The 26,510-nt window shown below is 60.6% G+C and carries 22 protein-coding genes; 15 read left to right on the top strand and 7 right to left on the bottom strand.

Annotated features, from left to right (window positions below):
• Window positions 1-2: 2 nt before the first annotated feature.
• Both sodB and pcaF read left to right on the top strand, forming a co-directional pair.
• Window positions 3-581, top strand: coding sequence for a superoxide dismutase [Fe] (gene sodB / locus CKA81_RS03790; protein ID WP_128354115.1), 579 nt, complete (start codon window positions 3-5; stop codon window positions 579-581).
• Between the two features lie 102 nt (window positions 582-683).
• Window positions 684-1,889, top strand: a complete 1,206-nt coding sequence (gene pcaF, locus CKA81_RS03795; RefSeq protein ID WP_128354116.1) for a 3-oxoadipyl-CoA thiolase — start codon at window positions 684-686, stop codon at window positions 1,887-1,889.
• A gap of 48 nt (window positions 1,890-1,937) precedes the next feature.
• On the opposite strand, the gene CKA81_RS03800 is transcribed toward pcaF, so the two are convergent.
• Both CKA81_RS03800 and CKA81_RS03805 read right to left on the bottom strand, forming a co-directional pair.
• Window positions 1,938-2,309: a DUF192 domain-containing protein gene (locus tag CKA81_RS03800; protein WP_228255778.1), complete on the bottom strand. Its 372-nt coding sequence runs from the start codon at window positions 2,307-2,309 to the stop codon at window positions 1,938-1,940.
• 146 nt (window positions 2,310-2,455) lie between these two features.
• A complete protein-coding gene (locus CKA81_RS03805; RefSeq protein ID WP_128354118.1) occupies window positions 2,456-2,701 on the bottom strand; it encodes a cold-shock protein in 246 nt (81 codons plus the stop codon).
• Window positions 2,702-2,863: 162 nt separating this feature from the next.
• On the opposite strand from CKA81_RS03805, the gene clpS reads away from it, so the two are divergent.
• The 11 genes from clpS (at window position 2,864) to CKA81_RS03860 (ending at window position 18,226) form a co-directional block, all read left to right on the top strand.
• On the top strand, window positions 2,864-3,187 hold the full coding sequence (gene clpS / locus CKA81_RS03810) for an ATP-dependent Clp protease adapter ClpS (protein ID WP_128354119.1): 324 nt from the start codon (window positions 2,864-2,866) through the stop codon (window positions 3,185-3,187).
• Window positions 3,188-3,388: 201 nt separating this feature from the next.
• The gene (gene clpA, locus CKA81_RS03815) at window positions 3,389-5,701 is read left to right on the top strand and encodes an ATP-dependent Clp protease ATP-binding subunit ClpA (protein WP_128354120.1); all 2,313 of its coding nucleotides are present in this window, start codon (window positions 3,389-3,391) and stop codon (window positions 5,699-5,701) included.
• Between the two features lie 75 nt (window positions 5,702-5,776).
• Window positions 5,777-7,024 (top strand): paraquat-inducible protein A, encoded by a 1,248-nt coding sequence (locus tag CKA81_RS03820; RefSeq protein WP_228255779.1) that lies wholly within the window; start codon window positions 5,777-5,779, stop codon window positions 7,022-7,024.
• Complete coding sequence (locus CKA81_RS03825) at window positions 7,021-8,676, top strand: PqiB family protein (RefSeq protein ID WP_128354122.1); 1,656 nt, start codon at window positions 7,021-7,023, stop codon at window positions 8,674-8,676. Before CKA81_RS03820 ends, CKA81_RS03825 begins: the two co-directional genes overlap by 4 nt.
• An 8-nt stretch (window positions 8,677-8,684) precedes the next feature.
• Window positions 8,685-9,329, top strand: coding sequence for a PqiC family protein (locus CKA81_RS03830; RefSeq protein ID WP_128354123.1), 645 nt, complete (start codon window positions 8,685-8,687; stop codon window positions 9,327-9,329).
• A gap of 129 nt (window positions 9,330-9,458) precedes the next feature.
• Entirely contained in the window at window positions 9,459-13,274 is a 3,816-nt protein-coding gene (putA, locus tag CKA81_RS03835) for a trifunctional transcriptional regulator/proline dehydrogenase/L-glutamate gamma-semialdehyde dehydrogenase (RefSeq protein WP_128354124.1), read from the top strand.
• 158 nt (window positions 13,275-13,432) lie between these two features.
• Window positions 13,433-14,545: a branched-chain amino acid ABC transporter substrate-binding protein gene (locus CKA81_RS03840; RefSeq protein WP_128356529.1), complete on the top strand. Its 1,113-nt coding sequence runs from the start codon at window positions 13,433-13,435 to the stop codon at window positions 14,543-14,545.
• A 57-nt stretch (window positions 14,546-14,602) separates the two neighbouring features.
• Window positions 14,603-15,535 (top strand): branched-chain amino acid ABC transporter permease, encoded by a 933-nt coding sequence (locus tag CKA81_RS03845; protein WP_128354125.1) that lies wholly within the window; start codon window positions 14,603-14,605, stop codon window positions 15,533-15,535.
• Entirely contained in the window at window positions 15,532-16,623 is a 1,092-nt protein-coding gene (locus tag CKA81_RS03850; protein ID WP_128354126.1) for an ABC transporter permease subunit, read from the top strand. Before CKA81_RS03845 ends, CKA81_RS03850 begins: the two co-directional genes overlap by 4 nt.
• Window positions 16,620-17,492, top strand: a complete 873-nt coding sequence (locus CKA81_RS03855; protein WP_394342527.1) for an ABC transporter ATP-binding protein — start codon at window positions 16,620-16,622, stop codon at window positions 17,490-17,492. The genes CKA81_RS03850 and CKA81_RS03855 overlap by 4 nt, the downstream gene beginning before the upstream one ends.
• Window positions 17,489-18,226 carry an ABC transporter ATP-binding protein gene (locus tag CKA81_RS03860; protein ID WP_128354127.1) on the top strand — a complete coding sequence of 246 codons (738 nt, stop codon included), beginning with the start codon at window positions 17,489-17,491 and terminating at the stop codon, window positions 18,224-18,226. The genes CKA81_RS03855 and CKA81_RS03860 overlap by 4 nt, the downstream gene beginning before the upstream one ends.
• A 39-nt stretch (window positions 18,227-18,265) precedes the next feature.
• On the opposite strand, the gene dut is transcribed toward CKA81_RS03860, so the two are convergent.
• The 5 genes from dut to CKA81_RS03885 are packed head-to-tail and all read right to left on the bottom strand — an operon-like array spanning window position 18,266 to window position 24,261.
• Window positions 18,266-18,715: a dUTP diphosphatase gene (dut, locus tag CKA81_RS03865; protein ID WP_128354128.1), complete on the bottom strand. Its 450-nt coding sequence runs from the start codon at window positions 18,713-18,715 to the stop codon at window positions 18,266-18,268.
• A 7-nt stretch (window positions 18,716-18,722) separates the two neighbouring features.
• Window positions 18,723-19,919 carry a bifunctional phosphopantothenoylcysteine decarboxylase/phosphopantothenate--cysteine ligase CoaBC gene (gene coaBC, locus CKA81_RS03870; protein WP_128354129.1) on the bottom strand — a complete coding sequence of 399 codons (1,197 nt, stop codon included), beginning with the start codon at window positions 19,917-19,919 and terminating at the stop codon, window positions 18,723-18,725.
• A gap of 20 nt (window positions 19,920-19,939) precedes the next feature.
• On the bottom strand, window positions 19,940-20,473 hold the full coding sequence (lspA, locus tag CKA81_RS03875) for a signal peptidase II (RefSeq protein ID WP_128354130.1): 534 nt from the start codon (window positions 20,471-20,473) through the stop codon (window positions 19,940-19,942).
• The gene (ileS, locus tag CKA81_RS03880) at window positions 20,466-23,306 is read right to left on the bottom strand and encodes an isoleucine--tRNA ligase (protein WP_128354131.1); all 2,841 of its coding nucleotides are present in this window, start codon (window positions 23,304-23,306) and stop codon (window positions 20,466-20,468) included. The genes lspA and ileS overlap by 8 nt, the downstream gene beginning before the upstream one ends.
• Window positions 23,296-24,261, bottom strand: coding sequence for a bifunctional riboflavin kinase/FAD synthetase (locus CKA81_RS03885; RefSeq protein ID WP_228255780.1), 966 nt, complete (start codon window positions 24,259-24,261; stop codon window positions 23,296-23,298). Before CKA81_RS03885 ends, ileS begins: the two co-directional genes overlap by 11 nt.
• A 110-nt stretch (window positions 24,262-24,371) precedes the next feature.
• Here CKA81_RS03885 and purN point away from each other — a divergent pair, with 110 nt between their 5' ends.
• Together purN and CKA81_RS03895 are read left to right on the top strand one after the other, a co-directional pair.
• Complete coding sequence (gene purN / locus CKA81_RS03890; protein WP_394342544.1) at window positions 24,372-25,007, top strand: phosphoribosylglycinamide formyltransferase; 636 nt, start codon at window positions 24,372-24,374, stop codon at window positions 25,005-25,007.
• A 209-nt stretch (window positions 25,008-25,216) separates the two neighbouring features.
• The gene (locus CKA81_RS03895; RefSeq protein WP_128356531.1) at window positions 25,217-26,446 is read left to right on the top strand and encodes an RsmB/NOP family class I SAM-dependent RNA methyltransferase; all 1,230 of its coding nucleotides are present in this window, start codon (window positions 25,217-25,219) and stop codon (window positions 26,444-26,446) included.
• The last annotated feature ends 64 nt before the right edge of the window (window positions 26,447-26,510 follow it).

Below are 26,510 nucleotides of genomic sequence, written 5' to 3' on the forward strand. Positions count from 1 at the left end.
ATATGGCTTTTACACTCCCCCCGCTACCTTATGCAATGGACGCTCTGGCTCCCACGATCTCCAAAGAGACGCTGGAGTTCCATTACGGCAAGCACCACCAGGCTTACGTCACTAACCTGAATAACCTCATCGCCGGCACCGAGTTCGAATCCGCTGCCCTGGAAGACATTATCAAGAAGTCTTCGGGCGGCGTATTCAACAACGCGGCGCAGGTCTGGAATCACACCTTCTACTGGAGCAGCCTGTCGCCCAACGGCGGCGGCGAGCCCACCGGCAAGCTGCTCGAAGGCATCAATGCCAAATGGGGCAGCGTTGACGCCTTCAAGGAAGCCTTCAACAAATCGGCTGCCGGCAACTTTGGTTCGGGTTGGACCTGGCTGGTCAAGAAGTCCGACGGCAGTCTGGATATCGTCAATACCAGCAATGCCGCCACGCCGCTTACGACTTCCGACGTACCGCTGCTGACCTGTGATGTCTGGGAACACGCCTACTATATTGACTACCGCAATGCCCGTCCCAAGTATCTGGAAAGCTTCTGGAAGCTTGCCAACTGGGAATTCGCGGCCGCCAACCTGGGCTAAGCTGTTCAGGGGTCACCCGCCGGCATCGTTTCTTTGCCTCGAAGCCCTCGGATTCCGGGGGCTTTTTGTCAGTTCATTCTCTCTGTTCTACGGTCCTTCACCATGACGACTCAAGCATTTATTTGCGATGCCATTCGCACCCCTTTCGGCCGCTATGGCGGCGCACTGGCGCCTGTTCGCGCCGACGATCTGGCGGCTATTCCACTACGGGCGCTGATGCAGCGTAATCCTGATGTGGATTGGTCGCGGGTTGACGATGCCTTGTTTGGTTGTGCGAATCAGGCCGGTGAAGACAATCGCAACGTGGGGCGCATGGCGGTCTTGCTGGCAGGGCTGCCGGTTGACATTCCCGCCTCGACCATCAATCGGCTGTGCGGCTCTGGTCTGGATGCCGTCGGTTCCGCTGCACGGGCCATCCGTGCAGGCGACGCTGCCTTGATGCTGGCGGGCGGCGTTGAAAGCATGAGCCGCGCTCCGTTTGTCATGGGCAAAGCCGAGACCGCTTTTTCGCGTAATGCGGCCATCTACGACACAACCATAGGTTGGCGCTTCGTCAACAAGCAGCTCAAGGCCCAGTACGGCATAGATTCCATGCCTGAAACCGCCGAGAACGTGGCCGACCAGTTCAAGGTCAGCCGCGCCGATCAAGACGCGTTCGCCCTGGCCAGCCAGACCAAGACCGCGGCGGCCCAGCAAGCGGGGCATCTGCAGTCCGAGATCACGCCGGTGTCCATTCCTCAGCGCAAGGGCGATCCGGTCGTCGTCGACACCGACGAACATCCACGTCAGACCACCCTTGAGGCGCTTACCAAGCTCAAGCCTATTGTGCGTCCCGATGGCACCATTACAGCGGGTAATGCATCGGGCGTGAACGATGGCGCCTGCGCCTTGCTGGTTGCCTCAGAAGCGATGGCGCGCGAGCAAGGGCTGACGCCGCGCGCTCGCGTGGTGGCGATGGCTTCGGCGGGTGTTGAGCCGCGCATTATGGGCGTGGGTCCCGCGCCGGCTTCGCAGAAGGCGCTGGCGCTGGCTGGTCTTACTATCGACCAGATGGACGTTATCGAGCTGAATGAAGCATTTGCTGCGCAGGGCCTTGCCGTGCTGCGCATGTTGGGGGTTGATGATAACGATCCGCGTGTAAATCCTTACGGCGGCGCCATCTCCCTGGGTCATCCTTTGGGCGCCAGCGGGGCGCGGCTGGCGCTTACTGCGGTCAATCAACTGCATCGCACTGGTGGGCGCTACGCGCTGTGCACCATGTGCATAGGGGTAGGCCAGGGCATTGCGGTGATTCTCGAACGCGTGTAAGTACCAAGCGACTCCAAGAACAAAAGTCCCGGTCAACCCGGGACTTTTTTATTGTGCACCTGGCAGGCCGTAGACAGTCGTTCGGGGCCGGATGCCGTGGGTGGCGAACCATCCTTGGGCCATCTCGAGCGCATAGCGCACCGGCGCGGCGGGGCAGTGCGTATCGGTGGTGTGAGGCTGCATGTCAGCCATGTTCAGGATGTCGCCTTGCGCGTTGATGAAGGCGATAGTCAGGGGCAGGGGCGTGTTCTTCATCCAGAAGCAACTGTCCTGATCGGTGTCGAACACAAACAGCATCCCGTGGTTGGGCGGCAGGGAAGCCCGATTCATCAGTCCATATGAGCGGCTGGCTTCCGTGGCCGCGATTTCCACCCAAACCTTGTGCGGGCCGATGGTCAGTTGTGTAGTGGGCAACAACATCGCTTGCGCCAGGACCGGCCGCGCCCAGCCAGTGGCCGCCACTAACAACAGGCCGGCCCAAAAAAAAGCAGGGCTTGAAAGCCCTGCAGCGCGGTAAAATTTATGCATTGTTATTAAGACTGAAAAACACCACCTGATGCGGTTGATCAGGCGGCCGTAATGTTGAGTGCTTGCTTGCCTTTGGGGCCCTGAGCGATCTCGAAGGCAACCTTTTGTCCTTCCTTGAGGGTTTTGAAGCCGTTCATCTGGATGGACGAAAAGTGCGCGAAAAGGTCTTCGCCCCCGTTGTCGGGAGTAATAAACCCGAAACCCTTGGCATCGTTGAACCACTTCACGGTACCTGTTAGTTTTTGGGTATCCCCAGGCTCGGAGCTTGCGGTTGAATCAGACATGCGGACTGCCTCTCGACTATAGTGTTAGATTGAAACTGGACTACAAGGGTGACCTTTAGCCTTCGGATTCTGGCATGCAAGTACAACCAAGCACCTCAGAATACCTGGATAATGCTTAATTTACCCTTACATAGTCAACTATGGAAACCACTAGTATTTGCCATGGCTACCCAAATCGACAACCAGCGTGACACGGTTCTTGATCGTCAACCCGCCAAACTCGCCCCTCCGCCGATGTACCAGGTCATTTTGCTAAATGACGATTACACCCCCATGGAGTTCGTCGTCGTAGTGTTGCAGCGCATATTCGGTAAAAGCGAAGACGAAGCGGCACGCATCATGCTGAAAGTGCACCACGAGGGTCGAGCTGTTTGTGGGGTCTATCCGCGCGATATCGCTGCCACTCGGGTCGAGATGGTGCGGCAGATGGCGCAGGCCAGGCAACATCCGCTGCAATGCCTGATGGAACCGGCGCCCGATGCCTGATGTCCAAGGGCCTGCAAGTGGCTGTTTACCAACGTTGGGGCAGCATGAAAAAAGTACGGGTATAGTAGGGTTGTCAACGCTTTGATGCGATCTGGTAACACCAGGATGACTCTTTTGTTAATGTTGATACGCAAGGTCGATTTAGTCATAGAATAGGTTTTATCGAATTGTTTGTCCGCTCCGATATGTAATGGAGGAAGCGTGATCTCCGAAGAACTTGAAGTCAGCCTGCACATGGCCTTTGTCGAGGCCCGCAGTGCCCGACACGAATTTATTACCGTAGAACATTTGTTGCTGTCGCTGCTAGACAACGCGGCGGCCGCTGAGGTCTTGCGCGCCTGCTCGGCCAACATCGAAGCACTGCGCCAGGAACTGCGCAAATTCATCAACGAAAACACCCCTGTCTTCCCCGGCGAGGAAGAGGTCGACACACAACCCACGCTGGGCTTCCAGCGTGTGATTCAACGTGCCATCATGCATGTGTCGTCAGGCAATTCCAATCGCAACTCCGTCACTGGCGCCAATGTGCTGGTGGCGATGTATGGCGAGAAAGATTCCCACGCGGTGTATTTTTTGCAGCAGCAAGGCATCACCCGGCTGGACGTGGTCAACTATTTGTCGCACGGCATCACCAAGGCCCACGACGAGCCGCCGGTCGAGCCCACCAAGGCTGCCGCCCCCGAGTCCGAGCCCAAGTCCGATCAGCAGAAGTCACCGCTCGAGCTCTACGCCACCGACCTCAATGCCGAAGCCCGTCAAGGCCGTATCGATCCCCTGATCGGCCGCGAGCACGAAGTCGAACGCGTCATTCAAGTATTGTGCCGGCGCCGCAAGAACAATCCCTTGCTGGTCGGTGAAGCCGGCGTGGGCAAGACGGCCATCGCCGAAGGTCTGGCATGGCGCATCACCAAGGCTGAAGTGCCCGAAATCCTAGCTGATGCCGAAGTCTATGCGCTCGATATGGGCGCCTTGCTGGCCGGCACCAAGTATCGTGGCGACTTCGAACAACGCCTCAAGGGTGTCCTGAAGGCGCTGAAAGACAACCGCAACGCCATCCTGTTCATCGACGAAATCCACACCCTTATCGGGGCTGGCTCGGCGTCGGGCGGTACGCTGGACGCTTCCAATCTGCTCAAGCCGGCGCTGTCGTCCGGCCAGCTTAAATGCCTGGGCGCAACCACTTATAACGAGTACCGGGGCATTTTCGAGAAAGACCACGCCCTGTCGCGCCGCTTCCAGAAGATCGACGTGGCCGAGCCCACCGTTGCGCAAACCATCCAGATTCTGCGTGGCCTGAAGGGCCATTTCGAAGCGCATCATGGCGTACGCTACTCCGCAGCGGCCATTACGGCTGCCGCCGAGCTGGCCGCACGTCATATCAATGACCGCTTCCTGCCCGACAAGGCCATCGACGTCATCGACGAAGCCGGTGCGGCCCAACGCCTGTTGCCGCGGTCACGCCAAAAGAAAATCATCGGCAAGGCCGAGGTCCAAGCCACGGTGGCCAAGATCGCCCGCATCCCGCCACAAAGCGTGTCCAACGACGACCGCAACAAACTCGCCACGCTGGACCGCGATCTGAAGACCGTCGTTTTCGGACAAGATCCGGCCATCGAAGCTTTGGCGGCTGCCATCAAGATGGCAAGGTCTGGTCTGGGCCGGCCCGACAAGCCCATAGGATCCTTCCTGTTCTCCGGGCCTACCGGCGTGGGCAAGACCGAAGTGGCGCGCCAGCTGGCATTTGTGCTTGGCATCGAGCTATTGCGGTTCGATATGTCCGAGTACATGGAACGCCATACCGTGTCGCGCCTTATCGGCGCGCCTCCGGGGTATGTGGGTTTTGACCAGGGCGGCCTCCTTACCGAGGCCATCAGCAAACAGCCGCATTGCGTGCTCTTGCTCGACGAAATCGAGAAAGCGCATCCCGATGTGTTTAATATCCTGCTGCAGGTCATGGACCACGGCACGCTTACCGACAACAACGGACGCAAGGCAGACTTCCGCAATGTCATCATCGTCATGACCACCAACGCGGGTGCGGCTGCGCTTAACCGCAGCACGATCGGCTTTGCGTCGTCCTCCACGGTGGGCGACGAGATGGCCGACATCAAGCGCATGTTCACGCCCGAGTTCCGCAATCGTCTGGACGCCATCATTGGCTTCACACCGCTGTCTCGCGAAGTCATCATGCGCGTGGTCGACAAGTTCCTGATGCAGCTGGAAGACCAGTTGCACGAGAAGCGTGTCGATGTCGTGTTTTCGACGGCGCTGCGCGAGCATCTGGCCAAGGAAGGCTTCGATCCCACCATGGGTGCACGGCCCATGCAGCGTCTTATCCAGGACACCATACGGCGTGCGCTGGCGGACGAGCTGCTCTTCGGGCGGCTGGTTGATGGCGGTCATGTGGAAGTCGATCTCGACGCTAACGGGAAGGTGCAGTTGGCGTTTACCGACAAGGCCGGTAATTCCAGTCAGTCGTCGCCATCGCATCCGGAACCCGAGCTCGTCGACTAGATGGCAGGCGGGTGGCTAGTCGCGTGTCAGCACTGCGCCACGCTGCATGCGCGAACGCCCCTCGAGCCCGGCGCCATGGCTACGTGCCGGCGCTGTGGCTACCCGCTATATAGGCAAAGCACGCTGCCGCTGGACGGATGGATCGCTCTGGTTCTGACGGCGCTGGCGGTCTTTGCCATCGCCAACATCTTTCCCATTATCGAGCTCGACATTGCCGGCATGACGGTCAGGGCGTCACTGCCAAATGCCCTGTGGCTTACCTGGCAACAGGACCACAGGCTGCTGTCCATCATGACGGGTATGTTCGCCTTTTGGCTACCGCTTACTCAACTACTGGTAACGTTGTGGGCCTTGCTGGCCATCCGCTCGAGACGCCTGCCGGCTGACTTTCGTTATGGCATGAGGCTGCTGCATCACACCTTGCCCTGGAGCATGGTGCCTGTGCTGATGCTTGCCATCATGGTTGCCATGGTGAAGTTCGCGGGCTTGGCCAGGGTCAGTCTGGAACCGGCTATGTGGGCCTTCGCCGTACTGACTTTCTTGCTGACGGGGCTAAGCCGCCTGACCGCTCATCGCTTATGGCAATATGCCGAAGATGCCGGGTTGGTGGCGACCGCTACACCGGAAACCATCGCGCACGAAGGCACGTTCGTGGCCTCGTGCGAGGCCTGCTCGCTGGTGCAAGGCGTGTCGCAGGACGGGATCGCGCAATCGTGCTATCGCTGCGGTGCTCGGCTGCATCTGCGCAAGCCCAACCCCACTTCACGCGTCTGGGCGCTGGTGATCGCGGCCAGCATACTGTATGTGCCCGCCAATCTGTTGCCCGTCATGCGGGTTCGTACCCTTACGAGCGACACCATGCACACCATATTGGGCGGCGTTATCGAGCTTTGGCGGCTGGGTTCCTGGGATCTGGCGGTCATTGTGTTTGTTGCCAGCGTGGTGGTGCCGCTGACCAAGCTGCTGGCCCTGGCTATCTTGATGCTGGGGGGGCGCTGGCGCGGGGCTCTCGTACAGCGCCAGCGCACGCGTCTGTACGAACTGATCGAATTCATCGGCCAGTGGTCGATGCTGGACGTCTTCGTTGTCATATTGCTGACTGCCATAGCGAATTTCCCGGGCATTTCGCAGGTCATCGCGGGGCCCGGCGCGGCCAGTTTCGGCATGGTGGTTATCCTGACCATGCTGGCTACCATGAGCTATGACCCGCGTCGCGGCTGGGATCGACGACCAGGCGCTCGTAGCAACACGATACAATCCGACGCTACGGCTGCGGCTGCGATAGACACCTATTCTGAAGCATCCTATAAAAGGCAGGTATGACAGAGCCCACATCTGGATCCCCCTCTGAAGGCGGTACACCGCGTGTGCATCGTCCGAATGTCCGGGCCGCCAGCGACCGTCGCTGGTCATGGATCTGGCTGGTGCCGCTGATTGCAATGTTGGTTGGCGCATCCCTGCTGGTGCAGGGCTGGCTGCGCACCGGCCCCACAATCACCATCAGCTTTGAATCTGCAGAAGGGCTGGAAGTCGGACAGACCAAGGTGCGCTACAAGGATGTAGTCATCGGCGTGGTGACCGACCTGAAAGTGTCGGCTGATCGCAGCAAGGTGCTGGTCAGCGCCGAGCTGAACCGCGAGGGATCCGAGTACATCACCCAGGAGGGAAGCCGCTTCTGGGTGGTTCGTCCGCGCCTGGGTATCGGCGGCGTATCGGGCCTGGGCACTTTGGTATCTGGCGCTTATATCAGTGTGGATGCGGCCGAGGCACAGAATGGCGATGATCCCGTATACGAATTTACCGGGCTGGAAAAACCGCCCGAGATAACCAGCGGCAGGCCAGGAACGCGCTATGCCCTCAGGGCGCCCGATCTGGGTTCGCTGGATATCGGGTCACCGGTGTACTATCGGCGCATACAGGTCGGACGGGTTATTGGCTACGACCTGGCCGAAAGCGGCAAGTCGGTCGACATTCAGATTTTTATCGATGCCCCGAACGACAAGTTTGTTACGACCGACACCCGATTCTGGAATGCCAGTGGCATCAACCTCTCGCTGGATGCCGACGGGTTCAATGTGCAGACCGAGTCGCTGGTTTCGCTGGTGGCCGGCGGTATCGCCTTTGCATCGCCCAACCAGTTCATTACCGAGCCTGCCAAGGCCGATCACTCCTTCGAATTGGCGGGCACACGCCTGGATGCAATGGCCGATCCGGATGGACTTCCCTTCGCGGTCGAGTTCCATTTCCAGCAGTCCGTACGTGGCCTGAAAGTCGGCGCGCCCATCGATTTTCGTGGTCTGGAGCTTGGCAACGTGGTCGATATCGACCTGGAGTTCGATAGCGAACGGCAACGTTTTTTCGCGCTTGTAAAAGCCGAGCTTTATCCGCTGCGTTTTGGCGCCGTCTATGAAAGGTTGATGCGTGTAGATCAGGAGGCCAGCAATCCGGGATCGCTGCTTCTGGCTCCCTTGATCAAGCACGGGCTACGAGGCCAAATTCGACCGTCCAATCTTCTGACTGGACAGCAGTACGTGGCGCTGGATTTTTTCACGGACGCCGAACCCGTTGCTTTCGATGCGCGCAAGGAACCCGTTGTGGTACCCACCATTGCCGGCAGCTTCGACAGACTGCAGCAACAGGTGGGCAGCATCGTCACCAAGCTGGATGCCATTCCGTATGAGGAAATCAGCAGCGACTTGCGCGCCACCTTGCAGTCCGTAACCAAGCTGCTGGATCAATTGGAGGGCGAGGTCGCGCCCCAGGCCACCGCGATGTTGCGTGCCGCCAGCAAATCGCTCAAGAGCGTGGATCAACTGCTGGCCAAAGGTTCGCCCCTGACCGGTAACCTGGAACGCAGCATGCAAGAGATCAGCAACGCAGCACGGTCGCTGCGAGCGTTGGCGGATTATTTGCAGGCCCATCCCTCAGCGGCGATTCGGGGTCGTAGCGCCGATCCTGCGCAGATCCTTCCTTAGGAGTGCTCATGAGTTCGTTCGTACGTCCATTTGTCGTCCTGGCCACCATGCTGCTTGGCGCCTGCGCCTCGGTATCGGATAGCCATTATTACTCGCTAATGCCAGCTGCCCCGCAGGTCGCCGCCGCATCGGACGCCTCCGGGCCAGCCAGCCCGGCCTATGCGATCAGCGTGCAGACGGTGCAGTTGCCGGCGCAAGTCGATAAGCAGCAAATAGTCATTACAGACGCGGCCTCAACACAGGTTACGCCGCTGAATGGCTTTCTTTGGGCATCCCCTTTGGCCGACGAAATCAGGCGAGCCCTGTCCGATGATTTGTCGCGCCGCTTGGGCGTACTCGATGTTTCCCAGGTCGCGGTGGCGGATGGGCTGCCAGTGTGGACGGTTTCATTGCTGGTACAGCGGTTCCAGTCGTTCTACGACGATCGCGCCTTGCTTGATGTCGTCTGGCAACTTGTACCGTCCAATATGCCCGGCAAGCGCGCTGCGATTTGCCGCGCGGCTTTCCAGGTGCCTGTGGAGCAGGGGATGTCGGCCCTGGTGGCCGGCCATCAGCTTGCCCTGCATAGGCTGTCTGAAGCCATTGCGGAGCAGATCCGCAGCGGAACGGTAAACGCGCGCCTTGCAGGCATGACACTGCAAGGTTGTACCTAAATGCTTCAGGGTTAACCGCAGTACACAAAAAGGTACAACCTCTTTAGTATTCGACTCATTCATCTAGAGTCGAACGGCGGCGTTACCCCGTGCCGGGCGGCCTAGCAGATCGCCAGACAGGAACCCGGCATGGCAACTACGACATTGGGCGTCAAGGTAGACGAAGCGCTGCGCGAGCGCTTGAAGCTTGTTGCTGCCCGACTCGGTTGCACACCCCACTGGCTGCATAAGCAGGCGCTGACCTCGTATGTGGATGCCATCGAACGTGGTCGCCTTCCCGCCGAAGTCTCTCAGTTCGGCACGGCCGAGTCCGACCCGGATGACGTCGACTTTCCAGCCTCTGACCGCCTGACGCCGTTTTACGAGTTCGCCCAGGACGTGCAGCCGCAGTCCGTATTGCGTGCCGCCATCACCGCCGCCTACCGCCGCCCTGAAACCGAATGCATCCCGGTGTTGATGGATCTGGCGCGCTCCCAGCGCCCGACAGAAGTTCATGCCTTGGCCCGGCGGTTGGTGGAGTCCTTGCGCAGCAAACGCCGTGGGGGCGGCGTCGAGAACCTGATTCACGAGTTCTCGCTGTCCAGCCAGGAAGGCATTGCCCTGATGTGCCTGGCCGAAGCCCTGCTGCGCATTCCCGATCGAGCCACTCGCGATGCACTGATACGCGACAAGATCAGCCATGGCGACTGGCGCTCCCACATGGGCGAATCTCCGTCCCTGTTCGTCAATGCGGCCACCTGGGGCCTGATGCTTACCGGCAAGCTGGTTAGCGTCAACAGCGAACAAAGCCTGTCCAAGGCGCTCACCCGCCTGATAGGCAAGGGCGGCGAGCCGCTGATACGCAAGGGCGTCAATATGGCCATGCGCATGATGGGCGAGCAATTCGTGGCGGGCCAGAGCATATCGGCCGCGATCGCCAACGGTCGAGCGATGGAAGACAAAGGCTTTCGCTATTCGTACGACATGCTGGGCGAGGCGGCCACTACTGCCGCCGACGCCGATAGCTACTACACAGCGTATGTCCAGGCGATTCATGCCATAGGCAAGTCTGCACAGGGCAGGGGGATTTACGAGGGTCCGGGTATCTCCATCAAGCTGTCTGCCTTGCATCCGCGCTATTCACGCTCACAGCGTGACCGGATCATGAACGAGCTGCTGCCCCGCACGCTGGAGCTGGCCCGCCTTGCCCATCGCTACGATATTGGCCTGAACATCGACGCGGAAGAGGCGGATCGGTTGGATGTTTCGCTGGATGTGCTGGAGGCCTTATGTTTTGACGAGTCGCTGGCCGGGTGGGATGGCATAGGTTTTGTGATTCAGTCTTACCAGAAGCGCGCGCCACTGGTCATTGATTACCTCATCGATCTGGCGCAACGCAGCGAGCACCGACTGATGGTGAGGCTGGTCAAGGGGGCTTATTGGGACACCGAAATCAAGCGTGCCCAGGTCGATGGCCTGGAAGGTTACCCAGTCTATACCCGCAAGCTGCATACCGATATTTCCTACCTGGCGTGCGCCCGCAAGCTGCTGGCAGCGCCGCAAGCGGTGTATCCGCAATTTGCCACCCATAACGCCCAAACATTGGCGGCCATTTATTACATGGCGGGGCAAAACTATTATTCGGGCCAGTACGAGTTCCAGTGCCTGCATGGCATGGGCGAACCGCTGTACGAACTGGTCACCGGTGCCGTTGCGCAAGGCAAGCTTGATCGGCCGTGCCGCATCTATGCACCGGTTGGCACGCACGAGACCTTGCTGGCTTATCTTGTGCGTCGCCTGCTTGAGAACGGCGCCAATACCTCGTTCGTGAACCAGATCGGTGATGAAGCCGTGCCGATAGACGTGCTGATGGAAGATCCGGTGCAGGCGGCTCAGCGCATACACCCCCTGGGTGCACCCCACGAGAAGATTCCTCTGCCGCGCGAACTGTATCGCCACGTGGACGGCAGGCTTAATGCCAGTGGTATCGACCTGTCCAACGAACAAAGGCTGGCATCGCTTTCAGCGGCACTGCTCAATAGCGTCGACCAGGAATGGCGTGCCGCGCCCTTGCTTGCAGAAGGCAAGCCCGATTGGGACGCTGCGCGCTCGCTACGGGTGCGCAATCCGGCCGATCACCGGGACATCGTCGGCCATGTCATCGAGGCGGCCGAAGCCCAGGTGCAACAGGCCTTGCTGGGTGCCCAACATACCGCGCCGATCTGGGCGGCGACGCCGGTGCAAGAGCGAGCCCAATGCCTGATACGCGCAGCCCGCATGTTGGAAGACGAGATGCAGCCACTGATGGGCTTGATCGTGCGCGAAGCCGGTAAGTCGCTGCCGAGCGCCGTGTCGGAAGTACGCGAGGCTGTCGACTTTTTACGCTATTACGCGGGGCAGATCGAAGCCGGGTTTTCCAATGACACTCACCGGCCGCTCGGTCCAGTGGTGTGTATCAGCCCCTGGAATTTCCCACTGGCGATTTTCGTCGGGCAATTGGCCGCGGCATTGGCCGCCGGCAATACGGTGCTGGCCAAGCCCGCCGAGCAAACCAGCTTGATCGCGGCGGCGGCGGTGTCCATCTTGCATCGCGCTGGTGTACCCGCGGGCGCGGTGCAACTGCTGCCGGGGCGTGGCGAGAGCGTGGGCGCGGCCCTGGTCGCCAGCCCCGCCGTACGTGGCGTCATGTTTACCGGGTCCACAGAGGTCGCCATGCTGATCTCCCGTGTGCTGGCCGATCGCCTTGATGACGAAGGCCATCCTGTGCCGCTCATTGCCGAGACCGGTGGCCAAAACGCCATGGTGGTCGACTCTTCGGCGCTGGCCGAACAGGTTGTTTTCGACGTGCTGGCTTCAGCCTTCGATTCGGCCGGCCAGCGTTGTTCCGCCTTGCGCCTGCTGTGCGTCCAGGAAGACTGCGCGGATCGCATCCTGACCATGTTGCGCGGTGCCATGCACCAGTTGAGCATAGGCAATCCGGACACGTTGGATGTCGATGTCGGACCTGTCATCGACCTTACAGCGCAAGCCCAGATCCAGGCCTACGTTACGGCGATGCGCGATGCCGGACACCGGGTGGATCAGCTCGCGCTGGGGCCTGAGTGCGGCAATGGTTGCTTCGTGCCGCCCACCATCATCGAAGTGGACAAGGTGGCAAGGCTGACGAAAGAAGTGTTTGGTCCTGTACTGCATGTATTGCGTTATCGGCGGCAAGATCTGGACGCCTTGATCGACGATATCAATGCCACCGGTTACGGCCTGACTTTCGGTGTGCACACACGCATAGACGAAACCGTGGCGCGGGTGTCCGGCCGTATCAGGGCCGGCAATATCTATGTCAACCGCAACATCGTTGGCGCAGTCGTAGGCGTACAGCCATTCGGCGGCGAGGGCCTGTCGGGTACCGGACCGAAAGCAGGAGGCCCGCTTTATTTGCTGCGCTTGCTGGCACAGCATCCCGGCGGCCTGCCGGCGTGGTGCCCGACCGACTTCTCGGGTCGTGCAAGCAAAGCCTTGCCTGGCCCCACGGGCGAGAGCAACACCTATGAGCTCAAGCCCTGCGGGACGGTGTTGTGCGTGGCGGCCACCGTTCAGGGTGCGCAAGCGCAATGGGAGGCGTGCCGGCGTACCGGCAACACCATGCTGCTGCTTGATACCGATGCCGCAAAGACTTTTATGGCAGAGGGCGGGGGCGGCAGGCCAGAACAGCTGCAGGTGCTCGCACCGGGCCATATGCAACAAGGGCTCTACGATGCGGTGCTGTTTGAAGGCGACAGCGATGCCCTGCGCGAGCTGAACCGCAGCGTGGCGGCCCGGGCTGGACCCATTATTTCGGTGCAAGGCTTGCGCAGCGACGAAATCGCAAGTGGCGCCTCGTACCGACTCGAGCGCCTGCTGCGCGAGGTGGCGGTCAGCGTAAACACGGCTGCCGCGGGCGGCAATGCAAGTTTGATGATGGTCGGCTGAAGGCTGGCGGACCAAGGTTGTAGAAACCGCAAGTTGTACCTTTTGGTTTGATGCCGGCACCACCCCCAGGCCGGAACAAGCCGTATCTTTAAATCTATCGGAGATAAAACATGCAGTCCACCAAAGGATTTACCCGCCTTGCAGCGACCGCTGCCATCATGGCCGGCTTTGCTTTCGCATCGGCCCAGGCTGCTGACAACACCGTCGTCAAGCTTGGTTTCGCCGCGCCGCTTACCGGCCCGCAATCGCATTACGGTGAAGACATGAAAAACGGTCTGACACTGGCCCTGGAAGAAGCCAATCAGCAGAACATCCAGCTGGACGGCAAGCCGGCCAAGTTCGAGCTTGTTGCCCGCGATGACCAGGCCGACCCGCGCACGGCCGTGCAGGTTGCACAGCAGATCGTCGATGAAGACGTGAAGGGCATACTGGGACACTTCAATTCGGGAACCACCATACCGGCCTCCAGTGTCTACAATGACGCCGGCCTGCCGCAGATTGCCATGGCGACCTCGCCCGAATACACGCAGCAGAATTACGACACCACCTTTCGCATGATGACCAGCGATACCCAGCAAGGCGCAGCCGCAGGTGAATTCATCGTGAAAGACCTGGATGCCAAGAAGGTGGCCCTGATTGACGATCGCACGGCTTACGGACAAGGCCTGGCCGATCAGGTCGCCAAGGCCGTTGAAGCCAACGGTGGCAAGGTGATAGCACGCGAGTACACCACCGACAAGGCCAACGACTTCACTGCCATCCTGACCAACATCAAAGACGACCAGCCCGACGCCATCTTCTTTGGTGGCCTGGATGCGCAGTCTGGCCCCATGCGCCGGCAGATGGTCACCCTGGGCATCAAGGCACCACTGGTTTCCGGCGAGATGACCCGTAGCGAAACTTTCCTGAAGCTGGCCGGGGACGCCGCCAACGGTACTTACGCGTCGCTGGCAGGCGTGCCGCTCAAGCAAATGGCGGCTGGCGAGAAATTCCACGCCGACTACCAGGCGCGCTTTAAAACCGAACCCGGCGTTTACGCCCCATACGCCTACGACGGCGCCTGGAACATGATCACCGCCATGAAGGAAGCCGGTTCGGCTGAGCCCAAGGCCTACCTGCCCAAGCTGGCCAAGCTGCAGCGCACCGGTGCCACCAGCAGTGACATCGCCTATGACGAGAAGGGCGACCTGAAAGAAATTTCGGTCACCATCTATGAAGTCAAGGATGGCAAGTGGGAAATGGTCAAGACCATGGTCAGCAAAGCCAACTAATTTTTCATTGCTGCACCCAGGCCGGCTTCGGCCGGCCTAACCTGCGAGTTCCTAGGCATGGATATCCTGATACAACAACTGATCAACGGCATCACCGTGGGCAGCGTGTATGCCCTGGTTGCCCTTGGCTACACCATGGTTTATGGCATCATAGGCCTGATCAATTTCGCCCATGGCGATGTGGTGATGATAGGCGCCATGGTGGCGACCACACTGGTCGTGACGATAATCGGCGGCGATCCTGGCGGCACCTCGGCATGGTTTGCCGTGGGCAGCGCCTTGCTGCTGGCCATACCGGTCTGCATGGCCCTGGGCGGCATCGCCGAGCGTTACGCTTACCGGCCCTTGCGTCGAGCGCCGCGGTTGGCAGCCCTGATCACCGCCATTGGCGTATCCATCATCATCCAGAACGTGGCCATGATGGTCTGGGGCCGCAACTACCTTAGTTTTCCCCACATTATTGAACCGTCCATCTATCACGTGGGCGAGGCACGCATCAGCCTGCTGCAAATCATCATTATCGTCTCGGCGACCGCCATCATGGCCGGCTTGCTGCTGGTGGTGCATCGCACCCGGCTGGGCACAGCCATGCGAGCCACGGCGCAGAATCGCGAAGTGGCCGGGCTGATGGGCGTCAATATCAATACCGTGATCTCGGCAGCCTTCCTGATTGGCTCCGCGCTGGCTGCGGTGGCCGGTGTCATGGTGGCCACCTACTACGGTGTAGCGCAATACACCATGGGCTTCCTGTTAGGCCTGAAGGCATTTACGGCAGCCGTGCTGGGCGGCATCGGCAACCTGGGCGGTGCCATGCTGGGCGGCTTGCTGCTGGGCATCATCGAGTCGCTGGGCGCCGGCTATATCGGCGACCTGACCAACGGCGTCTTCGGCAGCAATTACCAGGATGTCTTCTCTTTTATCGTGCTCATACTTGTGTTGGTTTTCCGACCATCCGGCCTGCTGGGTGAGCGGGTAGGAGACCGAGCATGAACGCGCCCGCTACGTCGCGCGGCGCAACCGTGTCGCTGAAGGTATGGCTGGGCATAGCGCTGTTTGGCCTGGTGCTTGCCGTGTTGCCCTTTGTGCTCGGAACGGTGGGCCAAAGCTGGGTGCGCACCCTGAACTTCGCCTTGCTGTATGTGATGTTGGCGCTCGGTCTGAATATTGTGGTGGGCTTTGCCGGCTTGCTGGACCTGGGCTATATCGCTTTCTATGCCGTGGGCGCCTATGTCTGGGCATTGCTGGCCTCGCCGCATTTTGGCTTGCACTTGCCGTTCTGGGTGGTGCTGCCGTTTGGCGTCTTGATGGCGGCGGTGTTCGGTGCGCTGCTCGGGGCTCCCACCTTGAAACTGCGCGGAGACTATCTGGCCATCGTTACGCTGGGCTTTGGCGAGATCGTGCGCATCTTCATGAACAACCTGGATGCGCCCATCAATATCACCAACGGACCGCAGGGTATCAATCGCATCGACAGCTTCAGCATAGGCGAGTTCGCCTTCGGTCGATCTCAGGAGATGTTCGGCTTTCGCGTCACCGGACCCGAGAAATACTATTACCTGCTGCTGTTCCTGACCATCATCATCGTGATCATGTGCGTGCGCCTGCAGAACTCGCGCATAGGCCGCGCCTGGGAGGCGGTGCGTGAAGACGAGGTCGCCGCCAAGGCCATGGGCATCAACACGCGCAACATCAAGCTGCTGGCCTTTTCCATGGGCGCCAGCTTTGGCGGTGTGGCAGGCGCCATGTTTGCGTCCATGCAGGGCTTTGTCAGCCCCGAGAGCTTCAGCCTGACCGAATCCATCATGGTCTTATGCATGGTGGTTCTGGGAGGCATGGGTCATATACCTGGAGTGATCCTGGGTGCCTTGATCCTGTCGGTGTTTCCCGAGCTATTGCGCTCGGCCGTCATTCCCTTGCAGCAAACACTGTTCGGCGAAGTCATTCTTGATCCTGAAGGCATACGGATGCTGCTCTTTGGCTTTGCCCTGGTCCTGGTCATGATCTTCCGCCCGGCAGGGCTGTGGCCCTCGGCCGTCAGACGCCGCGAGCTTACGCGTGGCAAGGAGCAGCAGGCATGAGATCTGCAGCCATCAATCCCGATTCCCGTTCCATGCCCGAGCTGCTGCTGGTGGCCAACAAGCTCAGTAAACGCTTCGGCGGCCTGCAGGCCTTGTCCGATGTCAGCTTTTCGATCTGCAAAGGCGACATCTATGGGCTGATAGGCCCCAATGGCGCGGGCAAGACCACGCTGTTCAATGTGCTGACCAGTCTTTATGTGCCCGAGTCCGGTACGTGTAATTTCATGGGTCACCAGCTTACCCGGTTGAAGCCTCACGAGATCGCCATTGTCGGCCTGGCCCGCACCTTTCAGAATATCCGCCTGTTCGGCGCGCTCAGTGCAATCGAGAACGTGATGATAGGTCGCCATATACGTACCCGAGCCGGTGTGTATGGTGCGATTACGCGTAACAAGGCGACACGCGCCGAAGAAGCTGCCATCGAGCAACGCGCGCACGAGCTGCTCGAGTACGTGGGCATAGACCATCGCGCCAACGACGTGGCCAGCTCCTTGCCTTATGGCGACCAACGACGCCTGGAGATCGCGCGGGCACTGGCGACCGACCCATCGTTGCTGGCGCTGGACGAACCAGCCGCGGGCATGAACGCGTCGGAAACCATGGTGCTGCGCCGCCTGATCGAAAAGATACGCGACGATGGCATTACCGTGTTGCTGATCGAACATGACATGAAGCTGGTCATGGGTCTGTGCAACCGCGTCTTGGTGCTGGAATACGGCAAGGTGCTGGCCGAAGGCAAGCCGGCCGAAGTGCAGCGCAACCCCAAAGTCATCGAAGCCTATCTGGGCGCAGGGGCGGCCGACCACACGCCCGTCAGTGTTCCCGCCCAGGATCTTTCCGCTGGCGATGTCAGCAAGGACATCTCATGAGTACTGCTGACCATCTTCTGGAAATTCGTCAACTGGAAGTCGCCTACGGCGGCATCCGGGCGGTACGCGGAATCGACCTGCATGTCGGGCGCGGTGAGCTGGTCAGTCTGATAGGCGCCAACGGAGCCGGCAAGAGCACCACGCTGCGTGCCGTATGCGGGCTGGTGCCGCTGTCCGGGGGCGACATCCTGTACGACGGCAAATCCATCGCGGGTGCGCCCTCTTATATGCTGGTGCGCCAGGGCCTGGTCATGGTGCCCGAGGGGCGCGGCATATTCGGGCAACTGACGATAGAAGAGAACCTGGCCATGGGTGGCTACAGCCGCAACGATGCGGAAGGTGTACGCAAAGACACCGAACATGTTTTTGAACTGTTCCCGCGATTGGCAGAGCGTCGTCGACAGTCGGCGGGCACCTTGTCGGGCGGTGAACAGCAAATGCTGGCCATGGGTCGCGCCATGATCTCGCGCCCGCGCCTGCTGTTGCTGGACGAGCCGTCCATGGGGCTGGCCCCGCTGATGGTCGAGAAGATCTTCGAGATGGTGCGCACCATCGCGGCCGAAGGCGTCACGATTTTGCTGATCGAACAGAACGCCAAGCTGGCGCTGGAGACCAGCCGTCGCGGCTATGTCATGGAGTCCGGTCAGATCATACTGGAGGGCTTATCCGGCCAGTTGCTGGACGATCCCAAGGTGCGCGCTGCCTATCTGGGCGAAGAGGAAGATGCCGCGTAGGTACCCGGCTGGCTGGTGACTTGAAGGGGCGCCGGTGAACTACGCGCGGCCGGTGCTGCCGAAACCGCCGGCGCCGCGAGCGCTGTCTGCGAACTCGTCGACGATGTCGAACTCGATTTGCTGCACGGGTACCACCACCAGTTGGGCCAGGCGCTCCATGGGGTTGAGCTCAAAATCTTGTTGGCCGCGGTTCCACACGGACACCATCAGCGGACCCTGATAGTCGGAATCGATCAAGCCGACCAGGTTGCCCAGGACAATGCCATGCTTGTGACCCAGGCCTGAACGCGGAAGTATCATCGCTGCGTAGGCCGGATCTGCAATATGGATGGCCAGACCCGTGGGGATAAGTTCTGTCTGGCCGGGCCGCAAGGTGATCGTAGCGTCTATGCAAGCTCGCAAGTCCAGGCCGGCCGAACCTCGGGTTGCGTAAGCAGGCAGGAAGTCGTTCATCCGGGGGTCCAGGATTTTCAGGGCAATCTTTTGCATGACGTCCTTATCGGCCCAGGCGGCCAGAAATTTCAAGTATCAGTTTGCGAGCTGCCTGCAGTTTGGGCATGGCCGGCAAGGCCCTGTGGCCCTGGTCGTCAAACAGTATCAGTTCGGTGTCGTCGGCATTCATGGCGCGCTGGGCCAGGTTGCCGACCAGCAAGGGCACGCCCTTGCGTTGCCGCTTGTCTTCGGCGTGGCCAAGCAGGTTTTCGGTTTCGGCGGCAAAGCCCACGCAATAGGGGCCGTCGGGCAAACGGGCCACCTCGGCCAGGATGTCGGGGTTGGTCGCGAACTGAAGGGCAGGGGGCGTGCCCTCGGGGGTCTTTTTGATTTTGCTGCTGCTGGCGTTGACCACATGCCAGTCCGCCACCGCTGCCACCGCGATGAAGACATCGGCCGCAGGCGTCTCCGCCATGACAGCCGCGTGCATCTGGGCAGCGCTTTCGACTGGTATGCGCAAGACCCCATAAGGGCAGGGCAATGCGGTCGGCCCCGACACCAGCACCACTTGCGCCCCTGCTTCGTGCGCAGCCTGTGCCAGTGCATAGCCCATCTTTCCGGAGGACCGGTTCGTCAGGACGCGTACGGGGTCTATGGGCTCGGACGTCGGACCCGCCGTAATCACAACACGCCGGCCCTTAAGACCTTTGGGCTGGAAGAAGCCCACCAGCTCGCTTAACAGTTCGTTGGGCTCGAGCATGCGGCCGCTGCCAACCTCGCCACAGGCCTGGTCGCCCTCGGCCGGCCCCAGCAACAAGGCGCCGTCAGCTTGCAGCTGAGCGGCGTTGCGCTGGGTGGCGGGATGCAGCCACATCTCGCGATTCATGGCGGGTGCGACCAACAGCGGGCAATTGCCGCGCGCCACGCACAAGGTGGAGAGCAGGTCGTCCGCCAGGCCATGCGCCAGCTTGGCCATGAAGTCTGTGCTTGCCGGGGCGATAAGGATGGCGTCGGCGCCGCGGGTGAGATTGATGTGCGCCATGTTGTTGGCGACGCGAGCATCCCAGGTGTCCAGAAACACCGGCCGCCCCGACAGCGCCTGCATGGTGACCGGTGTGATGAAGCGCGTGGCGGCTTCGGTCATGACTACATCGATCACCGCGCCCAGGTCCTGCGCGCGCCGCACGAATTCCGCCATTTTGTAGCAGGCGATGCCGCCGGTTAGGCCCAGGACAATACGTTTGTTGGCAAGATCGGGCATAGGACAGGTTCTCGACAGAGTCAGGCCGATGGGCTGCGCTTGCGCTTTTCGCGGCGCATGCGCAGGATCTCATCAAGCAGCAGCAATATGGCGCCCACCGTAATGGCAATGTCCGCCACGTTGAACGCCGGAAAATACCAACTATTCCAATAAAACAGCAAGAAATCAATGACGTGACCATGTTGCAGACGGTCTATCAGGTTGCCGACGGCTCCGCCAAGAATACAGGTCAATGACGAACAGAACAGGCGCTGACCCGGGTAGCGGCGCAGCAGATGGATGATCAAGCCCGCCGCACCCAAGGCAATGGCGGTAAACAGCCAGCGCTGCCAGCCTGCGCCGCCCGCCAGGAAGCTGAAGGCCGCGCCGGGGTTGTACAGCAGCGTGAAGTCAAAGAAAGGCAGTATCGGCCAGCGCTCGCCATACTGCAGATTGCCGTCGAAATAAATCTTGGTCAGTTGGTCCACCAGCACAATCAGCAGCGCGGCCGACATCCAGAGCCAGAAGCGGCCTGCCTTGCTACGCCGGCCCGCGGTAGCTTGCACGTCAGGCATGCTTGCGCAACTCGCCCAGGCCAAACAGGTTTTCCGCGCACCGGCCGCAAATGGCGGGGTGTTCGGGGTCCTTGCCGACATCGGCCCGATGGTGCCAGCATCGATCACACTTGGCATGGGCGGTTGGGCTCACTTTGATGTCGAGCTCGCCGTCCGTGGCATGCACCGAAGCGCGCGACACGATCAAGACAAAGCGAAGGTCGTCCTCCAGGCTGCTCAGCAGTTCGTAATCGGCGCCCGCCGCCTGGATGTCCAGCTCGGCTGCCAGCGATGATCCGATCTCGCCGCGCGTGCGTACGTCTTCAATGCGGCGCATGGCTTCGGCCCGAATCTCGCGCAGCCGGGTCCATTTGTCATTCAGCAGTGGCGCGTCGACCTGGTCGGGCAGGGCATGGAACAATTCGGTAAAGATGGTGGCCGGCTGCTTGCCGTCCGTATGCAAGGCGCGCCAGGCTTCCTCGGCCGTGAAGGACAGGATCGGGGCCATCAGCTTTAGCAGCGCATGCGTGATGTGATGGATGGCGGTTTGCGCCGAGCGCCGGGCCACACTGGTTTTACCGGCTGTATACAGGCGGTCTTTCAGCACGTCCAGATAGAAGGCGCCCAGGTCTTCCGAACAGAAGATCTGCAGGCGGGACACGGCGGGGTGAAACTCGTATTGCTGAAACGAGGCGATCACTTCCGCCTGCATGGATGCCGTCATGGCAAGTGCGTAGCGATCGATCTCGAACATCTGTTCCAGCGGCACCGCGTCGACGGCTGCGTCGAAGTCCTGCAGGTTGCCCAGCAGGAACTTCAGCGTGTTGCGGATGCGTCGATAGCCTTCCACCACGCGCTTCAGGATCTCGTCCGAAATGGACAGTTCGCCGGAATAGTCGGTCGAGGCAGTCCAGAGACGTAGAATCTCCGCGCCCAGGGTATCGGACACCTTCTGCGGTGCAATCACATTGCCCACAGATTTACTCATCTTGCGACCCTTGCCATCGACCACGAAACCGTGCGTCAGCAGGGCTTTGTACGGCGGCCGGCCATAGAGCATGCAGCCAGTCAGCAAAGACGAGTGGAACCAGCCGCGATGCTGGTCAGAACCTTCAAGATAAAGGTCGGCCGGCCATGCCAGGTCTTCCGCGTGGGACCCTTTGACGTTGTTGTCCCGCCCGCCAAGCACAGTGGCGTGTGTGGTGCCGGAGTCAAACCAGACATCCAGCGTGTCGCGGTTCTTTTCATATTGGCCGGCCTCATCGCCCAGCAAATCGGCGGGCTCTAGCGTTTGCCAGGCTTCGATGCCGTGTTGTTCGATGCGCTGTGCGACCAGCTCGATAAGCTCAACCGTGCGTGGATGCAGCTCGCCGGTTTCTTTATGTACGAAGAAGGCCATCGGCACACCCCATTGGCGTTGCCGGGACAGCGTCCAGTCGGGCCGATTGGCGATCATGGCGTGCAGCCGCGCGCGACCCCATGCCGGAAAGAACTGTGTGTTCTCGATGCCTTCGAGCGCTGTCTCGCGCAGCGTGCGGCCTTCCTTCGGCTGGCGATCCATACCGGCAAACCATTGGCTGGTAGCGCGGTAGATCACGGGCGTCTTGTGCCGCCAGCAATGCATGTAGCTATGCTCCAGCGGCGCCGTGTAAAGCAAGGTGCCCGCCAGTTTAAGAGCCTCGACGATAAGGGGATTGGCCTTCCAGATCATTTGCCCGCCGAACAGGGGCAGGCTCTCGGCGTAATGGCCGTCGCCCATGACGGGGTTGATGATCTGGTCATCGGGCAAGCCGTGAGCCTTGCACGATACGAAGTCTTCGATACCGTAGGCGGGGGCCGAATGCACCACGCCCGTGCCGCTATCGAGCGTCACGTAATCGCCCAGGTACACCGGGGCCACGCGCTGATAGCCCTCATGGGCGTCGTATAGGGGATGTTTGAATTCCAGGTTGGTCAGGGCGTCGCCCTTGGCCGTCGCGATGATCTCACCGCTTAGCTGCCATTCTTCGAGGCATGCCTGGACACGATCCTGGGCCAGCAACAAGATGGATCCCGTCGCGCGCGGCTCGTGCAAGCGGACCAGGGCGTAGTCGAACTCGGGATGCACATTGAGCGCCTGGTTGGCCGGTATGGTCCACGGCGTAGTGGTCCAGATCACGATGGCGCCATCATCGACCGAGGGCAGCCCGAAGGCATGCGCGACCTTGTCCTTGTCGGCAAAGGGAAAGGCCACGTGTATGGATGGATCCTTGCGATCGGCGTACTCGACCTCGGCTTCAGCCAGGGCCGAGCCGCAGTCAAAGCACCAGTTCACCGGCTTCAGGCCCCGAAAGACATAACCCTTTTCCAGGATGCGGCCCAGTGCGCGCAACTCGTCGGCTTCATTACTGAAGTTCATGGTCAGGTAGGGGCGATCCCAGTCGCCCAGCACGCCCAGTCGCTTGAAGTCTTCGCGCTGCCGGTCGATTTGTTCCAGTGCGTAGGCTCGCGCTTTGGACTGCACCTCCGCCACGGGCAAGTGCTTGCCGTACTTTTTCTCGATCTGGATCTCGATGGGCATGCCGTGGCAGTCCCAGCCTGGCACGTACACCGCGTCGTAGCCCGCCATGGCGCGGCTCTTGACGATGATGTCCTTCAGTACCTTGTTGACGGCGTGACCGATATGAATATCGCCGTTGGCATAAGGAGGCCCGTCATGCAGAATGAACTTCGGCCGCCCCTTGCTCGCCGCCCGGATGGCCGCGTAGACCTTGTTCTCTTCCCACTCGGCTACCCAGCCCGGCTCACGCCGTGCAAGGTCGCCGCGCATGGGAAATGGTGTGTCGGGCAGATTTAAGGTGTTTCTATAGTCCATGGGTGGCGAAATAGTCGCGAGCGCTTTGCGCATCGTTGTCGATGGCAGCGATCATAGTGGGAAGGTCGGGAAATTTTTCTTCGTCCCGCAGGTATTCAAGGAAATCAACACATGCGAGTTTACCGTAAGCGTCTACCGGCCCTTCCAGCAGATGGACTTCCAGCATCAGCCGCCCGCCGTGCGAAATGGTGGGACGCACCCCCAGGCTGGCTACGCCGCTGATCGGGTTCGCTGCCAGGCCCGCCACCCGAACGACATAGACGCCCGAGCGCAGCGCGCACTGGGCCGGCACGCAAATGTTAAGCGTGGGGTAGCCTATGGTCCGGCCCAGCTTCTGCCCGTGCACCACATGCCCGCTAAGCCGATAGCGCCGGCCCAGCAGGTGCTCTGCGCGCGATAAATTGCCCACAGCCAGTGCCGTGCGCAATTCTGAACTGGAGATCCGGTGCCCATGCTCATCGACTACATCGGCAATGGTTTCAACATCAAACCCGAACCGGAGTCCAGCGCGACGCAGTAGTTCGATGTCGCCGCTGCGCTTGTGCCCATAGCGAAAATCTTCGCCGACCAGCAGCCAGCGGGTGTTCAGGCCTTGCACCAATAGTTGTTCGATAAAGGCGTCGGCCGACATGTCCGCCAGGCTCTGATCGAAGCGCTGCAGCACCACTTGGTCCATGCGCTGATCCGCCAGGGCGGTGACCTTGTCGCGCAAACTGCTGATCTGGGTCGGTATCAGTTCGGGACGTTGGCCACGGCGTGCAAAATAGGTACGCGGGTGGGGTTCGAAAGTCATGACGGTGCCCGCCAGTGCTCGCTCTTGGGCAAGCTGATGCACACGAGAAAGAATGGCCTGATGGCCGCGATGCACGCCGTCGAAGTTGCCGATCGTGACGGCGCTGGGCCGTTGATTGTCGTAACGGGGAAGACTGCGATATAGGGTAGGAGCGGATTTCACAGAGCAGAGTTTACAATTTTGCATCGCTTAACTCCGGAATTTTCGTCTTGGACCCTACAAACGCCTCTCCCTGCCGTATCGTGGTACTGATCTCGGGCCGGGGTTCCAACATGCAAACTATCGTCAACACAGTACGTGAGGCGGGGTTGTCTGCACGGGTATGCGCTGTCATCGCCAACAAAGCCGACGCCGCCGGGCTGCAGTGGGCGCACAACAACGGCATAGCGACGCAAGTCGTCGCGCACCGCGATTACGCGACGCGTGACGACTTCGACGCGGCGCTGGCCGAGGCCGTGGAAGCTCATGCACCGCAGTATGTACTGCTGGCTGGCTTCATGCGGGTACTGACGCCCGGTTTCGTGGAACGCTTCAATGGGCGCCTGATCAACATCCATCCATCGCTCTTGCCGGCCTTCCCGGGTCTGCATACGCACCAACAGGCGCTGGCCACAGGCGTGCAATGGCACGGCTGCACGGTCCATTTCGTGACGCCCGTCCTCGATCACGGACCCATCATTGCCCAAGGCATGGTGCCGGTGCTGGCGGGCGATACACCGGACGATCTGGCGGCCAGGCTGCTGCAGGTCGAGCACCGCATTTATGCGGACGTGGTACGCTGGCTTGCCGAGGGCCGCGTTACGCTCGATTCCATGCAACGCGTACTCGTGCGCGGCGTGGATAGCCGCGCCTTCGTGCTGACGTCGCAGGGCGTCGCCACCTCCGCACTATCAGAAAGGTCTTCATGAACACCACAGACAAGCCCCGTCGCAGCGCGCCAGGGCGGTCCGCCGCATCGCCAGCGCGTCGTCCGTCGGACGCCCGCCGTCCCCGGGACGCAGATAACGAGCGGTCGCCGCGCCGACGCGATGCCGTGCCTTCAAGGCGGGCCGCTCCCTCAGCGCCCGCCGGCCGGCCGTATGTCATGGCCGCCGTGCGCATTGAGCAAGTACGCGACGTGCTGGGAGAGGTGCTCCAGTGGGAGTACCCCGCAGATGCCGTGCTGTCGCGCTGGATGCGTTTGCATCCCAAGTTGGGCATGCGCGACCGCAGCGAGGTCGCCGAAGCCGTGTTCGACGTGCTGCGCCATTTGCGCCGTTACCGGCAATTTGCCGAGAGCGGCTTTGGCCCTGCTGCACGGCGGCTGGCAATACTGGGGCTGGCGTCGGTCTTCGATCGATCAGTCCTGGACGCCGGCCTAGGTGAGCCCGAGCAGCAGTGGCTGGACCACGTCAAGAAAATAGACATCAACAGCCTCTCGCGAGCCGTGCGCGACAGCTTGCCCGACTGGCTGGACGAACGTATTGCCGTACTGGATGACGCAGACGCGCTGGTCCGGGCCTTGAATAGCAGTGCGCCCCTGGATTTGCGCGTCAATCCACTGAAAACCGAACGCGAGCCCATGCTGGCCTTGCTGCGCAGCGGGCCGGCCTTGCGCTACGATCCGCAGCCCACACCGTATTCGCCTTGGGGTATACGCCTGCAGGGACGTCCACCCGTCAATCGCTGGCCGATGTTCGAGAAAGGCGAGCTTGAAGTTCAGGATGAGGGCAGCCAGATACTGGTGGCGCTGATGGCGCCTCGCCGTGGGGAAATGATAATCGACTACTGCGCCGGCGCGGGCGGCAAGACGCTGTTGCTGGGCGCCTTGATGCGTTCAACCGGACGGCTCTATGCCTTCGACGTATCGGCAGCGCGTCTGGCGCGGGCCAAGCCGCGCTTCGCGCGCAGCGGCCTGTCCAACATCGTGCCCGTCGTGATTGCGGCCGATAACGACCAGCGTGTGAAGCGCCTGCGGGGCAAGGCCCACCGGGTGCTGGTTGACGCACCATGTAGCGGCTTGGGTACCCTGCGGCGCAATCCCGACCTCAAATGGCGCCAACACCCCGAGTCCTTGCAGTCGTTGTGCGAAACGCAGGCACAAATCTTGCGGCAAGCCTCGCGTTGTGTTGCGCCGGGCGGGCGCCTGGTTTATGCCACTTGCAGCATCCTTCCGGAAGAGAACGAGCAGCAAGTTGAAGCGTTTTTAGCGGAAAATCCCGACTTTACGCTTCTTGATGCCAGCAAAATCGTGCAGGATCGTTGTGAAAATCTAACACTGGAAGGGCCTTATTTAAGTATGCGCCCTGACCGACATGGCACCGACGGCTTCTTTGCAGCTGTTTTACAGCGGGATAAGCCCCTGTGAAACCCAGCGTAACCGGAAATTTGCCTTTGCTGTCCTTGATTTACCTCAAAAGCTAATTTGAAAT

The organism is Pollutimonas thiosulfatoxidans (genome assembly GCF_004022565.1).
GTDB classification, from domain to species: domain Bacteria; phylum Pseudomonadota; class Gammaproteobacteria; order Burkholderiales; family Burkholderiaceae_B; genus Pusillimonas_D; species Pusillimonas_D thiosulfatoxidans.